15 protein-coding genes are annotated in these 15,028 nt (G+C 54.6%); 5 read left to right on the forward strand and 10 right to left on the reverse strand.

The window, feature by feature from the left end; translation table 11 throughout:
* Window positions 1-38 precede the first annotated feature (38 nt).
* The 6 genes from IT971_RS02810 to IT971_RS02835 form a co-directional block, all read right to left on the reverse strand.
* A complete protein-coding gene (locus IT971_RS02810) occupies window positions 39-644 on the reverse strand; it encodes a hypothetical protein (RefSeq protein WP_063093277.1) in 606 nt (201 codons plus the stop codon).
* 91 nt (window positions 645-735) lie between these two features.
* Window positions 736-1,635, reverse strand: coding sequence for a lauroyl acyltransferase (locus IT971_RS02815; RefSeq protein ID WP_063093278.1), 900 nt, complete (start codon window positions 1,633-1,635; stop codon window positions 736-738).
* The gene (lpxK, locus tag IT971_RS02820; RefSeq protein ID WP_063093279.1) at window positions 1,628-2,599 is read right to left on the reverse strand and encodes a tetraacyldisaccharide 4'-kinase; all 972 of its coding nucleotides are present in this window, start codon (window positions 2,597-2,599) and stop codon (window positions 1,628-1,630) included. The genes IT971_RS02815 and lpxK overlap by 8 nt, the downstream gene beginning before the upstream one ends.
* Window positions 2,586-3,872 carry a 3-deoxy-D-manno-octulosonic acid transferase gene (locus IT971_RS02825; protein WP_063093280.1) on the reverse strand — a complete coding sequence of 429 codons (1,287 nt, stop codon included), beginning with the start codon at window positions 3,870-3,872 and terminating at the stop codon, window positions 2,586-2,588. Before IT971_RS02825 ends, lpxK begins: the two co-directional genes overlap by 14 nt.
* On the reverse strand, window positions 3,869-4,645 hold the full coding sequence (locus IT971_RS02830) for a lysophospholipid acyltransferase family protein (protein ID WP_063093281.1): 777 nt from the start codon (window positions 4,643-4,645) through the stop codon (window positions 3,869-3,871). Before IT971_RS02830 ends, IT971_RS02825 begins: the two co-directional genes overlap by 4 nt.
* 26 nt (window positions 4,646-4,671) lie before the next feature.
* On the reverse strand, window positions 4,672-6,402 hold the full coding sequence (locus IT971_RS02835) for an ABC transporter ATP-binding protein (RefSeq protein WP_063093282.1): 1,731 nt from the start codon (window positions 6,400-6,402) through the stop codon (window positions 4,672-4,674).
* Between the two features lie 258 nt (window positions 6,403-6,660).
* Here IT971_RS02835 and IT971_RS02840 point away from each other — a divergent pair, with 258 nt between their 5' ends.
* Window positions 6,661-7,494 carry a hypothetical protein gene (locus tag IT971_RS02840; RefSeq protein WP_037991738.1) on the forward strand — a complete coding sequence of 278 codons (834 nt, stop codon included), beginning with the start codon at window positions 6,661-6,663 and terminating at the stop codon, window positions 7,492-7,494.
* 18 nt (window positions 7,495-7,512) lie between these two features.
* Here the strand turns inward: IT971_RS02840 and IT971_RS02845 are convergent, their stop codons facing one another.
* Window positions 7,513-8,601 carry a glycosyltransferase family 1 protein gene (locus tag IT971_RS02845; RefSeq protein ID WP_063093283.1) on the reverse strand — a complete coding sequence of 363 codons (1,089 nt, stop codon included), beginning with the start codon at window positions 8,599-8,601 and terminating at the stop codon, window positions 7,513-7,515.
* On the reverse strand, window positions 8,598-9,515 hold the full coding sequence (locus tag IT971_RS02850) for a UDP-2,3-diacylglucosamine diphosphatase (protein WP_063093284.1): 918 nt from the start codon (window positions 9,513-9,515) through the stop codon (window positions 8,598-8,600). The genes IT971_RS02845 and IT971_RS02850 overlap by 4 nt, the downstream gene beginning before the upstream one ends.
* A gap of 217 nt (window positions 9,516-9,732) precedes the next feature.
* On the opposite strand from IT971_RS02850, the gene IT971_RS02855 reads away from it, so the two are divergent.
* Complete coding sequence (locus tag IT971_RS02855) at window positions 9,733-10,695, forward strand: diacylglycerol kinase family protein (protein ID WP_007091216.1); 963 nt, start codon at window positions 9,733-9,735, stop codon at window positions 10,693-10,695.
* Window positions 10,696-10,704: 9 nt separating this feature from the next.
* On the opposite strand, the gene IT971_RS02860 is transcribed toward IT971_RS02855, so the two are convergent.
* Window positions 10,705-12,054, reverse strand: coding sequence for a TldD/PmbA family protein (locus tag IT971_RS02860; RefSeq protein WP_063093285.1), 1,350 nt, complete (start codon window positions 12,052-12,054; stop codon window positions 10,705-10,707).
* A 241-nt stretch (window positions 12,055-12,295) separates the two neighbouring features.
* Between IT971_RS02860 and IT971_RS02865 the strand changes: the two genes are divergently transcribed.
* The 3 genes from IT971_RS02865 to IT971_RS02875 all read left to right on the forward strand — a co-directional run bounded on the left by IT971_RS02865 (window position 12,296) and on the right by IT971_RS02875 (window position 13,444).
* A complete protein-coding gene (locus IT971_RS02865; RefSeq protein ID WP_063093286.1) occupies window positions 12,296-12,850 on the forward strand; it encodes a hypothetical protein in 555 nt (184 codons plus the stop codon).
* 61 nt (window positions 12,851-12,911) lie between these two features.
* The gene (locus tag IT971_RS02870) at window positions 12,912-13,154 is read left to right on the forward strand and encodes a type II toxin-antitoxin system CcdA family antitoxin (RefSeq protein WP_007091213.1); all 243 of its coding nucleotides are present in this window, start codon (window positions 12,912-12,914) and stop codon (window positions 13,152-13,154) included.
* Window positions 13,154-13,444, forward strand: coding sequence for a CcdB family protein (locus tag IT971_RS02875; protein ID WP_007091212.1), 291 nt, complete (start codon window positions 13,154-13,156; stop codon window positions 13,442-13,444). Before IT971_RS02870 ends, IT971_RS02875 begins: the two co-directional genes overlap by 1 nt.
* Here the strand turns inward: IT971_RS02875 and IT971_RS02880 are convergent.
* Window positions 13,441-14,967: a UbiD family decarboxylase gene (locus IT971_RS02880; protein WP_037991731.1), complete on the reverse strand. Its 1,527-nt coding sequence runs from the start codon at window positions 14,965-14,967 to the stop codon at window positions 13,441-13,443. The genes IT971_RS02875 and IT971_RS02880 overlap by 4 nt on opposite strands.
* Window positions 14,968-15,028 lie beyond the last annotated feature (61 nt).

Genomic DNA, 15,028 nt, shown 5'->3' on the forward strand with positions numbered 1-15,028 from the left:
TATCAACGCAATTTGTCCTGCAACAAAGGATGCTGATCCTAATTTCCCCGAATGCGGCGTGTGGCGAAAAAGATCATCGCGAAAATAGCGATCAGGACAAGCGTTACACCCGCGATCAACATCGCCTGATTCAGGCGCAGATCATATTCCTGTTTGCGTTCGACATAGACAATAACCTGTCGGCGCAACTGATCCATTTCCGGTGTGATGTCGAAGCTGGTCCGATACATTGTTGCCCCGGCACGGGACAGAAGGTCGTTGGTTTTATTGAGACGTTCGATGAACATGGCAAAACGTTCTTCGGTTGCAGCCAGTTCATCAAGCGGGCTTTCTTCCGCGTCGCGATCTTTGGCACGTGCAATCGATAGTTTGGCTTGCGTCAGGTTATCGTTGTCTTCGGCAATGCAATCTGACAGTGATTTCTTTTCGCCGCTGGCACCGCATTCGATCTGGCGATCACCGAATTTTTCGACCGCTTCTTGCAGATGTGTGCGCAACTGCTGATCAAGCTCGGCAATCCGTATGCGCACATTTTTTGAACTGCTTTCGATCTTGCCGATGTCGCCCTCAAGCGCAAAGGACGGCCAGACCGCAAACATCGATGCAATAAGGATCAGGAAAAGCGGGACGACGAAACGCAGCAAAAAGAAACTTCCCCGGAGATGGTGGTGAGGTGGCCACCAGTCTGGTGCAAGGTCGTTCCAATTAGGTTAATGCCAGCGTGATAATTGTCGCTTAGTTCGGCCAGCGTTTGTGAAGCCAAAGCCATTGTGCCGGCCGTTCACGGATCCAGCCTTCCATGATGGCGTTCACTTCGGTCATGATACGAAGGACATCTGCCTCGCGGTCTTCGGTGGGGATAATTGTCAGCGCCGGATAAAACGTCATCCGGAAATTGGCACCGCTCAACCTTTCGACCCTCACCGGAATGACCGGGCAATCGTATTTCAGGGCAAATTGTGCCAGTGCGGGGGCCGTCATCGCATCGCGGCCAAAGAAAGGTACGGCGATCCCGTTATTGAGCTTCTGATCGACCAATAGGGCTGCGTGGCCACCTTTTTTCAGGAAGGCGGCAAATTTTCGTGCACCTTTGGCACCCTTTGGCACCAGTTCGCCGCGAAATCCCTTGCGAACGCTTTTGAAAAGTTTATCGACCCAGGGGTTATCCGGTGCGCGATAAATGGTCATCATTTCCATATCAAGCGCATCGCCAATCTTGGTCGAAACTTCCCAGTTCCCCATATGGCCGGTAAAGAACAGACCGGGTTTGTTATCTTCCCTTGTCGCCATACCGTTTTCCAGACCGACGATTTCAAGGCGGGGGCTTCCGCAATCCAGCGTTGGAAGATGGGGAATTTCTGCCGCACTACGACCGAGATTCTCCCACATATCTGTAATGATGGCTTCGATTTCTTCGGCTGACTTTTCCGGAAAAGCCTTGACGAGATTATTTCGGGCTTTCTTGCTTTGCCCAAGTTTCGGGCCAATCGCGCGCAGAAGCCGACCGCCGATAGCAGACGCAAGATCAATCGGCATGACCTTGAAAAAGCCAAACAGCAAATAGGCGCCAAGCCCCTGTAAAGGGTGGGAAACATATTTCTGGCGTGCTTTGTAAAAGGCGCTGCGTTCAGCCATCAGACAATACCGCTTTAATGATTTTCTCAAGCTGGTCCGGGGCTTCGAATTCCAGTTTGATGCCAAGTGTGCTTATGCCGTTGCGCGCCGCGACAGGCAAGCGCATCAGATCTTTTTCCGTTGTTACCAGATCCGCGTTCAGGGCTGCGGCCCTTTGGCGCAGGTCAGCCAGTTCATTCGGGCGAAACGGATGATGGTCCGCGAAATCGACGGTGGCAACAATATTGGCACCAACGGTACGCAGGCTGTCATGGAATTTCGCCGGGCGGGCAATGCCCGCAAATGCAAGGACCCTGCGACCGTCAAACTCGACACCGTTGCAAGGCACAACTCGGGCTCTCAGAACCGGGACAGAGGCAGGAAGATTTGCCAGAAATGGCGGATTTCCATCGCCAATCAGGATGATGGCGTGGACTTTTGCCAAGCCCTGTTCAAGTGTTTCGCGCATCGGCCCAGCCGGGATCACGCGACCATTCCCAATGCCGAAACCACTATCGACAACGGCAAAGCTGCAATCCTTGATCACGGACGGGTTTTGCAGTCCGTCATCCATGATAATCGCATCGGCCCCGGCATTACGGGCGGTTTCGGCCCCCATGCCCCGGTCACGCGAAACCCACGTTGTGGCGGTATGTGCCAAAAGCAGCGGCTCATCACCGACATCGGAGGCCGTATCGGTCGCCGGATCAACGCGATGCGGGCCGATTTCACGCCCGCCATAGCCACGGCTCAGAAAATGGGCGTTGATGCCTATATGGTGCAGCGTGTGATAAAGCGCGATTGCCGTCGGGGTTTTTCCAGCACCGCCGATGGTAAAATTGCCAACGCAGAAAACCTTGCATCCGGGATGACGCATGGTTGTTTTCATGGCGCGAATGCCCGCACCCGCCCGCCACAGCAGCGACAGGGGCGATAATGCCTTGGCCCAGAAACCATCCGCTTGCCAGAAATCAGGGGCGCGCATTGGCGGCCTCGCTGATTAAAAGCGGCGCGATTGCATCCATCGTCCGATCAAGCACCTCGGCCTTGGAATTGGCATATTCCAGCGCAGCATTTGCCAGTTCCCGGGCCTTTTCCGGATATGTCAGAAGGGTATCAACCTGCCGGGCCAGATCATCGATGTCGGCAACCGGACGGCATGCCCTGGCGGCAAGAAGTTCGCGGCTGATTTCGTTAAAGTTGCTCATATCCGGGCCATGCAGGATCGCACAGCCAAGCCTTGCTGGTTCCAGCGGGTTTTGCCCACCCGATGCGCAAAGGGTTTTGCCGATCAGGCATACCGGTGCAAGCCGGTAATAAAGCCCCATCTCGCCCATGGTGTCGCCAAGATAAACATCAACCTGATCGGTAATCACATGGCCAAGGCTTCGGCGCGCGACGCGCAGGCCCTTTGCGATCAGGTCGGTTTCGATATCGTTGGCCCGATCAGAATGGCGGGGAACGATCACCGTCAGAAGGTTTTCATGTTTGCTGGCAAGGCTTTTATGAACCTGTGCGCATGCGGCTTCTTCGCCGTCAAACGTACTTGCGGCAAGCCATACGGCACGATTGCCAATCTGTGTCCTGAGTTCGGACAACGTGTCGCTATCAACCGGCAGGGCGGGGGCTGCGAATTTCAGGTTCCCGACCGCACGAACATCGGTTCCGCCCAATGCGATGAAACGCCCGGTTTCCTCTGCCCCCTGACTTAGGATCAGGTCAAAGGCCGAAATCACCGGGGTAATGAAGGAAGGGAACCGGGAATAGCTTTTAAAACTTCGGGACGAGATACGACCGTTCAGAAGTGCCAGTCTGGTCCCCGCCTTTTTGGCCTTTGTCAGAATGTTGGGCCAGAAATCGCTTTCAAGCCAAAGTGCGACATCAGGTTTCCAGTGGTGCAGGAAACGCGCAACGCAGACCTGTCGGTCAATTGGAATAAACTGATGGATCACACCTTCCGGAAGGCGTTGATACATCATTGCCGCGGATGTGACGGTGCCGGTGGTGACAAGTATCGACACATCGGGAAAACGCGCGCGAAGGGCATCAATCACCGGCAGGGCGGAAAGGGATTCGCCAACGCTGGCCCCGTGTATCCAGACCAGCTTTCCCTTCGGGCGCAATGCGCTGGCATGACCGAACCGTTCGCCGATCCTTCCTGCATCTTCCTTGCCGCGTTTTTTGCGCCGTTGCAGATAAAGACCAAGTACCGGACCCAAAAGCCGTGTCGCAACGCGATAGGCGTAAAACAGGCTCATTTGGCCGTTTCCTGTTCTGCCGCCGCCGCCACGGCCGACCGCTTCTGTTTGGGAAGTTCATCCGGTCCGGCTGGTTCAATCACGTCAAGGCCAAGCTTGGCATCGCTTTCCTGTGTCAGCTTGGTCAAAGCTGCTTCAAGTTCCAGCCGCTTTTCTTCCAATCCGTCGTCATCCAGATCGCGCGGGATATGGATGGGATCGCCCCAGCTAAAGACACCTTTTGAAAATGGAAGCGGCAAAACAAACCGGTCCCAGCTGCCAAAAACGCGGCGTCTTGAGGCAGAATAGGTCAGTGGGAAAATCGGGACTTCGGCCAGTCGTGCGGCCTGAACGATGCCATCGGAAATCCGCATGCGTGGTCCGCGCGGTCCATCCGGGGTCATGCCGACGACTTCGCCGGACTTGAGGGCCTTGAGAATACGCCGCAACGCTGCTGCGCCGCCCTTGCCTTGTCCGGTTGACCCGGCAATTGTCGCAATTCCGAAATGACCGATGGTGCGGGAAATGATTTCACCGTCGCGATGCGATGAAATCAGCATGTTAAACGGTCGGTTCCCCGCAACCGAACGCCATGTATAGGGCATCATCAGCAACCGCTGATGCCAGAAAGCCACGATAAAGGGTTTTCCTTCGGTCAGGAAATGCGCAGGATGATCGCCACCTTCCGTGTGCCAGCGACCGGTAAGACGAATGAACCGGATATAGGTTGCCGCAAGCCAGCACAAAGTGCTGCGCGCCTGATCGCTTTTTATGATCCGCTTATGAAACTGCACGCCAGTTTATCCCGATTTCTGTCGGCCTAGTTATCGCTCTCTTCCGAGAATTGCAGATTATAGAGATTGGCGTAAGCCCCTCCAAGCGCAAGCAATTCTTCATGGCGTCCCTGTTCGGTAACATGCCCGTTCTGAATGACGCAAATTTTGTCGGCATCGACAATCGTCGAAAGGCGGTGCGCGATGACAAGCGTCGTCCGTCCTTTCATCAATTCGGTCAGGGCCCCCTGAATGTGGCGTTCGGATTCCGTATCAAGGGCTGATGTTGCCTCGTCCAGAAGCAGGATCGGGGCGTTTTTCAGCATCGCACGTGCAATCGCGATCCGCTGGCGCTGGCCGCCTGAAAGCTTCACACCATGTTCGCCGACAATGGTGTCATAACCGTTTTCAAGTTGCAGGATGAAATCATGGGCTGCTGCATGACGCGCGGCTTCTTCGATTTCGGCATCGCTTGCGCCAAATCGGCCATAGGCGATGTTGGATCGAACCGTATCGTCAAACAGCGTGATTTCCTGGCTGACCAGTGCGGTCGCTGATCGCAGGCTTTCCAGCGTTACATCGCGGATATCCTGACCATCAATCGTGATTGCACCGGCATTGATATCATAGAACCGCGGGATCAGGTTCAGGATGGTCGATTTACCGGCCCCTGATGGCCCGACAAGGGCAATCGTCTGACCGGCCTCTATATCAAGGCTGATGTTACGCAGCGCCGTCGTTTCATTGTTATAAGAAAAGGAAACATCCTTGAACTGGATGGCGCCACCCTTGACCTGAAGCGTTTTGGCATCGTCGGCATCGCGAATTTCCGGTTCGATATCAAGGACGGTAAACACGCGCTGCGATGCTGCAAGACCGGCCTGCAGATTGATATTGATATTGGCAAGGCGCTTGACCGGCTCGTAGGCCAGCAACAGGGCGGTGATGAACGAAAAGAAACTGCCTGGATCGCTTGCCCCGTCAATGACGCGGCTACCGCCGTAAATAATGATGGTCGTGATCGCAGCGCCGCCGAGTGTTTCCATGATAGGGGACGAACGTGCACTGACTTTCTGCGCCTTGAAGCTCAGATCAAAGACGGTTTCAACAAGCTTTTCCATCCGCGAACATTCATAGGGCTCCATGCCATAAGCTTTGACATGGCGGACACCTTGGAAGGTTTGTTCAAGGAGGGTTGCAAATTCACCGATCTGCTGCTGGGTGTTGGCGGAAACCTTGCGCATGCGCTTGCCCAGACGGGCAATCGGCAGAATGGCGGCGGGAAACACCGTGAACGCAATGATGGCAAGCTGCCAATCCTGATAGAACATGACGCCAATCAGCACGATGGCGGTCAAAAAGTCCTTGCCAAAGCCGGTCAGTGATACGGAAACGGCGGCCCGCATCGCGGTGATATCGCTGGTGAAACGCGTGATCAGTTTGCCGGTATTGGTATTGTGGAAGAACCCGATATCAAGCCGGATGACATGTTCGTAAAGCTTGTTCTGAATATCGGCAAGGATGCGACCACCGACATAGCTCATCAAAACCGACTGCCCATAGTTGGCAAAGCCTTTCAGCGCAAAAGCCGCAAGGACGGCAACCCCGACAGGGACCAGCATCGCCGGGTTCTTTTTGACAAAGACCTCGTTAATCACCGGATCCATCAGATAGGCATAACCGCCAGTCGCGGCAGCCATAAGCGCCATGCAAATCAGAGCCAGAACAATCTTGCCGAAATAAGGGGCAACCGCATCCTGAACGATGCGTCTGATCATTGGCCACGTATTCCAATGTTCCGTCGTGTGATCTAGCGAATGCTTTGGCAATGAATTCTTCCCGGTCGTGCGACGCCATTTCCGATTGTGTCAGTCCGACACTATCTATATGGATGAGGCATCATGGATATCTTGATCTTTCCGGGCTGTTGCTAGCATGCCCGGGCAGGTGCGGCAAGCCGCAGCAACGTAACTTAACTGATACTGACAGGGCCTGCAGGAATGCAGGCCACGAAAAACGACATATAAGATAAAAAAATGACAGAGCAACTCCACGATATCGTGGAACAGACGATTGCCCAAGGTGTTGGCGCACGGGTTTTTCCATTGCGGTGGAAAGGACGGCGTATCTGGATCAAACAGGCTGTCCGGCCAAAGCAAAAGGGCTGGCACCGCTTGCAGCGTTTTGTCGCAACCCTGACGCGGATACCGATGTTGCGCCCGACAGTGTCGCCAGGCGGCAAGGCCGGTCTGGCAAGCGAGGCTGAAGTCCTTCATGCCCTGAACCGTGCAGGCGTTCTGGTGCCTGATCTTCTCGAAGTCGCCGATAACTGGATCGCTATTGGCGATAACGGGGCGATCTTGCAAACCGTAATCAGCGATGCGGTCAAGGGTGGGGATGAAGCACGTGTTGCTGAACTGATTGCCATGGCCGGAACTGCATTGGCGGATTTGCATGCCAATGGTTTTGCGCATGGCGCCCCTCTTTTGCGCAACATGACCATTCGGGATGATGGCAGGATCGGTTTTATTGATTTCGAAGAAGACCCCAATAAACGTATGCCATTGCCCGACGCACAGGCGCGCGACATTCTGCTGTTTGTGTTTTCCATACAGCGCGGTTTTAAACGTCGTCCCGATCTTTTGCGTTCCGGATGGCAGGCTTATCTGAGCCGCAGTGGCATGACCGCACCACAGATGAAACCTCTGTCCCGTATCGTGGCGGTTATCCGGCCGGTTTATGTCGCGCTTAAACCGTTCCGTCGGTGGCTTGGGACGGATGCGATCAATGCGATGCGGGCATATGGCACTCTACGCCGAAGCCTGCGAGGGAAAGAAACCCCGCAGGACGGATCCCAGCTTGCCAGATAATAAATAAATGGCTGCCAGTTATTGCGCCGGCATGACAATCGCCGGTTCTTTTGCTTCGGTTATGTCTTCAACGGCCAGACGTTTGGCTGCCGCCCCGTCAAACCCGCCTGAAAACGGTGCCAGATTGTGCAGGAACTGACTGGCGGAATTGCGCCAGCTATATTGTTCTGCGAGTGCGCGCGCATCCTTGCCGTCAAGTTCAAGGGCCGCCATCGCCGCCTTGCGAAGGTCGGCATCAATGGCGCCTGCCTTGGTCCCGCGCACGATGTCGGCTGGTCCCTGAACCGGGAAAACCGCAACCGGTGTTCCGGACGCCATCGCCTCAAGGATGACAAGGCCGAAAGTGTCGGTTTTGCTTGGGAAGACAAAAACGTCTGCCGATGCGAAACAGACAGCCAGTTCTTCGCCAACCTTTTTCCCAAGAAACTGTGCATTCGGGTATTTCGATTTGAGTTCCGCCAGTTGCGGCCCGTCGCCGACAACAAATTTTGTCCCCGGTAGGTCAAGGTCAAGGAAATGGCCGATATTCTTTTCAACCGCCACCCGACCGACAAACAGCCAGTGCGGTTTTGGGAAATCCCCGAAACTTGCATCGGGTCGCGGTTTGAACAGGTTAAGGTCAACACCCCGCGACCAGATATTCAGCCTGTTAAAGCCGCGATCAGCCAGCTCTTCGCGAAGCGATTCCGTGGCCACCATGACCGATTGTGATTTGTTATGGAACCGCCGCATCCCGCGATAGGAAATCGAAAGCGGCAGCCGTGTCCGCGCATGCAGATATTCCGGGAACCGGGTGTGATAGGCTGATGAAAACGGTAGTTCGCGTTTCAGGCAATAAGCACGTGCCGCCTGACCCAATGGGCCCTCGGTCGCGATATGGATCGCAACCGGTTGCAGGGCATCAATCATCCGGGCCAGTTTGCGTTTGGCAAACAGGGCCAACCGGATTTCAGGATAGGTCGGGCAGGGGATCGTCCGGAATTGATCAGGCGAGATGATATGCACATCATGTCCCATCTCGCCCAGTTCGCTGCGCACGGTTTCAAGGGTGCGCACCACACCATTTACCTGAGGATACCAGGCATCGGATACGATCAAAATTCTCATGCGGTCTTTCCAATTGGCGTGCCGCTGTTCTTTTTGGAACTGGCATTGGCAGCACGGTTATTGTCCCCGACAACCCGAAACAGCGACATCAGTTTGCCCAATCCAAGGGATGGGGCACTGGCAGCATCGCGGCCGGGTTGGGAATGTGTCATCGCCATCTGGCGCATTTCAGCCCAGTACAGCAGTTCAAGCTTGCCGTTCTGGTCTTCGGTAAGGGCCGTGCAGCTTTCAACCCAGTCGCCGTCATTGCAGTAAAGGACATCGCCAATCATGCGTTTTTCTGCATGATGGATATGGCCGCATACAACACCGTCCACCTTGCGCTTGGCAGCTTCGTGGGCGACGGCATTTTCAAAATTGCAGACGAACTGAACGGCGTTCTTGACCCGGTTCTTAAGATAGGCCGACAGTGACCAGTATCCGTAACCCAGTTTGCGACGGATGCCGTTATAATAACGGTTCAGGACAATCGCGAGGTTGTAGGCCGTATCACCCAGATAGGCGAGCCACTTGGCATATTTGACCACACCGTCAAACTCGTCGCCGTGAATGATCAGAAGCTTTCTGCCATCCGCCGTCTCGTGAATGTCGTTCATCTTGACTTCGACATGTCCAAAGGTCATATCGACAAACTCACGGGCGAATTCATCATGGTTGCCGGGGACAAAAATGACCTTTGCCCCGTTCTTGGCCTTTTCCATGATTGTCGTGATAACGGCGTGGTGGCTTTCGGGCCAGTACCAGCTTTTCTTGAGCCGCCAGCCGTCAATGATATCGCCGACCAGATAATAGGTATCTGCCGTCACTTCATTGAGGAAATCCAAAAGAAGATCTGCCTGACATCCACGCGTTCCGAGATGGACGTCTGAAATCCAGACCGTGCGGTAATGCGGTTGCAGCGTCATCGCTGTCATTGCCGCTCCTCCGTATCCTGCCAAAAGGATGGCTGGAATTCGACGGTTTTACATGCCGAATAGTGTCCCCAACCAGTAATGGTTTAAAACAAATCGCGCGAATATATAACCCGTTCATATAAATTTATCGGTTCTGTCAATATACTGTTACATGTTTCATTTTCTATAAAGAGAACGCGAAAGTAATGTTTCATTTTTATTACGGAAGTTTTTCGCAATGACCCATTCCGGGGTGACTGTTATCTTCAATCCGCGCGCTGGCGGGAATAAACAACGTTTCCTTTCAAGCATTTTGCAAAAAGCCGGTGTAAAGGTTGAATTGTTACAGACAACCCATCCCGGTCATGCCCGCGAACTGGCGCGCAAGGTGCGTGCCCATCAACGGCTGTTTGTTGCCGGTGGCGATGGATCACTGAACGAGGCCCTCAACGGCCTGCTTGATGCCCAGATCGAAGGTCACGAAGTCCCGCCGCTTGGCATCATTCCGCTGGGAACTGCCAATGTTCTGGCGGTCGAGGTCGGGCTTGAAATCCGCGCACAGGCGATTGCCGATTATATCAACAATCCGGCCCAGGTTTGGGTGCGGCCCGGTCTGGTCAATGGCCGGGCATTCTTTTTGATGGTCGGCATGGGGGCGGATGCCGATACGGTCGCAAATGTGTCACTGAAACTCAAAAGACTGATCGGCAAGGGTGCCTATGTGATCGAAGGTTTGCGCAATATTATCTTTCCGCATCACCGCGATTTCGAAGTTAATATCGGGCGCGAACAATATCGCGTTGCCGGTGTGGTTGCGACCCATGCCAAGCATTATGGCGGGGCGTTTGTGATTTCCCCCGATGCCAAACTGACCGATAACAGTCTTGATGTCGTGCTGATGCCCGGCAGCGGCTTTATGGCGCTGGCACGCTACGGGATTGCTTTGACCCTGAACCGTTTGCATGCGCAAACCGACGTGTCGGTCGTGCAGACCGAACGTCTGACCATCACCAGCCATTGCGGCCCCGCACCCTTGCAGATTGACGGCGAAAGTGCCGGTAAACTGCCGTGTGAAATCAGCCTGTCACCTTATCCGGTGCGGGTTATGGTGCCTCAGGCCTATGCCGACCAATGCAATGGCCGCCAAAATGAAAACAGGGATGCGCAAAACGCACCCCTGTTACAAATCACATCCAGATAAAAAGTCGGCTTATTGCCCGGCCAGCGTCATGCCATCAATCCGGATTGTCGGGGCATTCGTGCCGTATTTGAAGGTCAGGTCATTGGCCGGAACAGCCGTTTTGAACATGTCCTTCAGGTTTCCGGCAACCGTGATTTCGGAAACCGGATAGGCCAGTTCGCCATTTTCGATCCAGAAGCCCGATGCCCCGCGCGAATAATCACCTGTCACGCCGTTGACACTGCTGCCGATCATTTCGGTGATGTAAAGGCCCTGCTTGATATCCTTGATCATGTCGGCGGGCGAAATGGTGCCCGGTTCCATGTAAAGGTTGGTGGTGGATGGTCCCGGCAGGCTTCCGGCCCCGCGCGATGCGTTGCCGGTCGATTTCAGGCCAAGCTGGCGGGCGGACCGCAAATCCATGATCCAGGTCTTCAGAACACCATTTTCAATCAGATGGCGTTTCTCGTTGGCGACGCCTTCGGCGTCAAACGGTTTGGACCGCAGGCCACGTTTGCGGTGCGGGTTATCAATGATGTTGATCCCCGGCGCAAAGATTTCCTTGCCCATGGCATCCAGAAGGAAGCTGGTGCCGCGTGCAATGCCCGATCCGTTGATCGCACCGGCCAGATGGCCGACGAGGGATGCCGAAACACGCGGATCATAAATCACCGGCACCTGCGTGCTTTTCACCTTGCGCGGGTTCAACCGTTTCAGGGTCTTTTCCGCCGCTTTCAGGCCAATCTCGACCGGATCGCGCAGATCGGTCGAAAACACCGCACTGTCATAATCATAATCGCGTTCCATCCCGGTGCCGGTTCCGGCAAGGACCGATACGGAAATGTGGCTGCCGCTGCCGGCATAGGAATTGGCAAAGCCGTTGGTCGCGGCAAGCGTGATCTGGTGGGTGCCCCAACCGGCATCCGCGCCCTCGGAATTGGTGATACCTTCAACCGACCGTGCAGCCTCTTCACAGGCGGTCGCCCATGCCATCAGTTTTTCCTGGCTGACTTCGCCCGGCTCGCAAAGCTCAAGCGCCTCGACATCAAATGTTTCGGCCAGTTCGGAGGGATCGGCAATGCCACAGAACGGGTCTTCGGGGGCGTTTTTCGCCATCGCAACGGCGCGCTCGACCAGTTCGTTCAACGCGCTTTCGCTGGTATCCGATGACGACACAACCGCCTGCTGCTTGCCGATCAGAACACGCAGGCCAAGATCGGCCCCCTCGGATCGTTCAAGCTTTTCCATCTTGCCCAGTCGCTGCGATACCGAAAGTGACGTGCCTTCGACATAAACGGCATCCGCATCGTCGGCACCCGCCTTTTTTGCGCGCGCCAGCAGGTCGGTGATGCGATCGAGTGTCATATCGGTTTTGGGCATGGAAGCTCCCTTTGGTCGGAATGTGGTTTCCTATGGTTATAGGCAGGCTGATCGCTTTTCGCAAAGGGCAAGAAAAGGCAGTCGCCTGAAAGACCCAACCAGATACCGTCTGACGCACATTTGAATGATCCATTTGGCGAAAGCCGATCTTTGGTCATTTTTTCTTCGCAAGTTGCTATTATGACCTGAAATCCGAACCGGGACGAACCGGAAACCTGCAAGAGAATGACGGGAAACACACGTGCGAAACCTGTTTGTGGCAACACTGCTTCTGGGCACTTCCCTGACGATGTTGCAAGCTGATGCGCAAGAAGCCAAAACCGCGGCACCAAGCGATACGATGGCAGCACCAGTCACCGCCAATGATCTTTACCGCGAAATGCGCATTCAGGCCGGACAATATGCCGCGCAAAACCGTCATCAGGTTCTGGTCGGGGATTTTACCTGTGACGATATCAATGACCAGATCGTCGGCTGGGTGGATCGTGACAATCCCGAGGGACCGTTTTTCGATGTCCTGATGGTCACCAGGCACAATGGTCAATTACATTCCGAATTCAAACAGATCCCGTTTGCGCAATCGGAACAATACGCCCTTTGCATCGACGATAAAACCGCCCCGCCGGTCATGAGCTGGCAGGTCAACGACCCTGAATATATCCGCGATGTCATTGGCAATGGCGACCTTTGCAATATCGCCGTGCGGGTCGATGATTTCATGTGCGACGCGCCGCAATTCTTCTGGTCGGAAAAGCCGGACGAAAGCGGCGAACACTGGATGTTCTTCCGGAATTGAGGCAAGAGACTATGCGTGATATAATGCGCATATATGATGCACATGAATTATGGGCGGAATTATGGGCGCTGTTACGAACAAACATACCCGCAAGGCAACCAATGTCAGTCTTGATTCCGAACTTCTGGAAACGGCAAAGCAGCTTGGAATCAATATTTCACGCAGTGCCGAGGCCGGACTGAGAGACGCCGTCTTAAAACGACAGGCCGAAATCTGGAAAAAGGAAAACAGTGCGGCGATACAGGCCAGCAATGACTATGTTGAAACGCACGGTATTCCACTGGCATCGCATCGAAAATTCTGATGGCACGTTATGATATCCATAAGCTTGCCAACGGATATGTTGTGGATGTGCAGGCCGATCTTCTTGCCGATATGAACACGCGTGTGGTTGTGCCGCTTCGTCCGCATTCGGAAATACCAAAACCAATCGGGCGTTTGAACCCGGTCATTATGATTGGCGACACCCGATGGGTTTTGCTTCCACAGTTCATTGCGACAGTAACAGTCGCCGAACTCGGAGAGGTGGTCGGTGAGTTTTCTGAAAAATTCGTCCTCACCGACGCACTGGACATGGTGTTTCAGGGAATTTAATCCCGCCAGATTTTCTTGCCCGATCCCGGCAATCCGTATCGATCCCATTTGGCATCAACCCGGTCGATAATCTCGTCTTCCATGAAGATCTTTTCTCCCCATTCCCGATGGGTTTCGGGGGGCAGCTTGTTGGTGGCGTCAAGGCCAAGCTTGCCGCCAAGGCCGCTTTCGGGTGATGCGAAATCAAGATAATCGATCGGTGTTTCGGTCACGGTGGTGATGTCGCGCACCGGGTCCATGCGGGTCGAAATCGCCCACATCACGTCTTTCCAGTCGCGCACATCAATATCGTCATCCACCACAATGACGAATTTCGTATACATGAATTGCCGCAGGAACGACCACACCCCCATCATCACGCGCTTGGCATGCCCCGGATAGGCCTTCTTCATCGATACGACCGCGATGCGATACGAACATCCTTCGGGTGGCAGCCAGAAATCAACGATTTCGGGGAATTGCTGCTGCAATAATGGCACGAAAACATCGTTAAGCGCCTCACCAAGCACCGACGGCTCATCTGGCGGGCGACCGGTAAAGGTCGACAGATAGATCGGCTTTTTGCGCATGGTGATTGCGGTGATGTTAAAGACCGGGAATTCCTCGACCGAGTTATAATAACCGGTATGGTCGCCATACGGCCCTTCGGGCGCGTATTCATCCAGCGACACATAACCTTCCAGAATGATCTCGGCGGTCGCCGGGACTTTCAGCGGAACGGTTTTGCACTCCACCAGCTCGACCTTCTCCCCGCGCAGCAATCCGGCAAACTGATATTCTGAAAGCGTATCGGGAACCGGGGTCACGGCGGCAAGGATCGTACCCGGATCGGCACCAAGGACGATTGCGGCGGGCAACGGATCGCGCTTTTCCTTTTTCCAGCGCGCATGATGCTGCGCCCCGCCGCGATGTTTCAGCCAGCGCATGATCGCCTTGTTCTTGCCCAGAACCTGCATGCGATAGATGCCAAGATTGAACACATCGCGTTTATCGCCGCCTTTTTCATTGGCGGTCGGGCCTTGTGTCACCACCAGCGGCCACGTGATCAGCGGGGCCGGCTCCCCCGGCCAGCAGGACTGGATCGGCAATTTTGAAAGGTCAATGTCATCGCCCTGAAGAACGATTTCCTGACAGGGGGCCTTGGAAACCGTTTTGGGCTTCATTGCCATCACGGTTTTGGCCAATGGCAGCATTGAAAATGCTTCCCTGAGGCTTCCGGGCGGTTCGGGCTGTTTGAGAAATGCCAGCGTTTCACCGACTTCGCGCAATTCTTCGGGTTTGCGGTTCATGCCGGCCGCCACGCGGTCCACGGTGCCAAAAAGGTTCACAAGAACCGGGATGTCATATTTCTGGCCATCTTCGCCAATGACATTTTCAAACAGAACTGCCGGGCCACCTTCGGCCAGAAGGCGCGTCTGGATTTCCGTCATCTCAAGATAGGGCGAAACCGGTTCGCTCACCCGGACCAGACGGTTTGTCTTTTCAAGCGCGTCGATGAAATCGCGAAGGGATTGATAGGGCATGGGCACCACAATCTGTGAAGTCGGTCGGTCTGAGCTGGCAATAGCGGGGCCAGCGACAAAC

Origin of the sequence: Thalassospira sp. B30-1 (genome assembly GCF_015767575.1) — a bacterium.
Lineage (GTDB): Bacteria > Pseudomonadota > Alphaproteobacteria > Rhodospirillales > Thalassospiraceae > Thalassospira > Thalassospira xiamenensis.

What these genes read in the sequence shown, in the direction of transcription:
- IT971_RS02815 (WP_063093278.1), bottom strand. Translation starts at nt 1,635, where the DNA reads ATGGCTGAACGCAGCGCCTTTTACAAAGCACGCCAGAAATATGTTTCC.
- lpxK (WP_063093279.1), bottom strand. Translation starts at nt 2,599, where the DNA reads ATGCGCGCCCCTGATTTCTGGCAAGCGGATGGTTTCTGGGCCAAGGCA.
- IT971_RS02825 (WP_063093280.1), bottom strand. Translation starts at nt 3,872, where the DNA reads ATGAGCCTGTTTTACGCCTATCGCGTTGCGACACGGCTTTTGGGTCCG.
- IT971_RS02835 (WP_063093282.1), bottom strand. Translation starts at nt 6,402, where the DNA reads ATGATCAGACGCATCGTTCAGGATGCGGTTGCCCCTTATTTCGGCAAG.
- IT971_RS02840 (WP_037991738.1), top strand. Translation starts at nt 6,661, where the DNA reads ATGACAGAGCAACTCCACGATATCGTGGAACAGACGATTGCCCAAGGT.
- IT971_RS02845 (WP_063093283.1), bottom strand. Translation starts at nt 8,601, where the DNA reads ATGAGAATTTTGATCGTATCCGATGCCTGGTATCCTCAGGTAAATGGT.
- IT971_RS02850 (WP_063093284.1), bottom strand. Translation starts at nt 9,515, where the DNA reads ATGACAGCGATGACGCTGCAACCGCATTACCGCACGGTCTGGATTTCA.
- IT971_RS02855 (WP_007091216.1), top strand. Translation starts at nt 9,733, where the DNA reads ATGACCCATTCCGGGGTGACTGTTATCTTCAATCCGCGCGCTGGCGGG.
- IT971_RS02860 (WP_063093285.1), bottom strand. Translation starts at nt 12,054, where the DNA reads ATGCCCAAAACCGATATGACACTCGATCGCATCACCGACCTGCTGGCG.
- IT971_RS02870 (WP_007091213.1), top strand. Translation starts at nt 12,912, where the DNA reads ATGGGCGCTGTTACGAACAAACATACCCGCAAGGCAACCAATGTCAGT.
- IT971_RS02875 (WP_007091212.1), top strand. Translation starts at nt 13,154, where the DNA reads ATGGCACGTTATGATATCCATAAGCTTGCCAACGGATATGTTGTGGAT.
- IT971_RS02880 (WP_037991731.1), bottom strand. Translation starts at nt 14,967, where the DNA reads ATGCCCTATCAATCCCTTCGCGATTTCATCGACGCGCTTGAAAAGACA.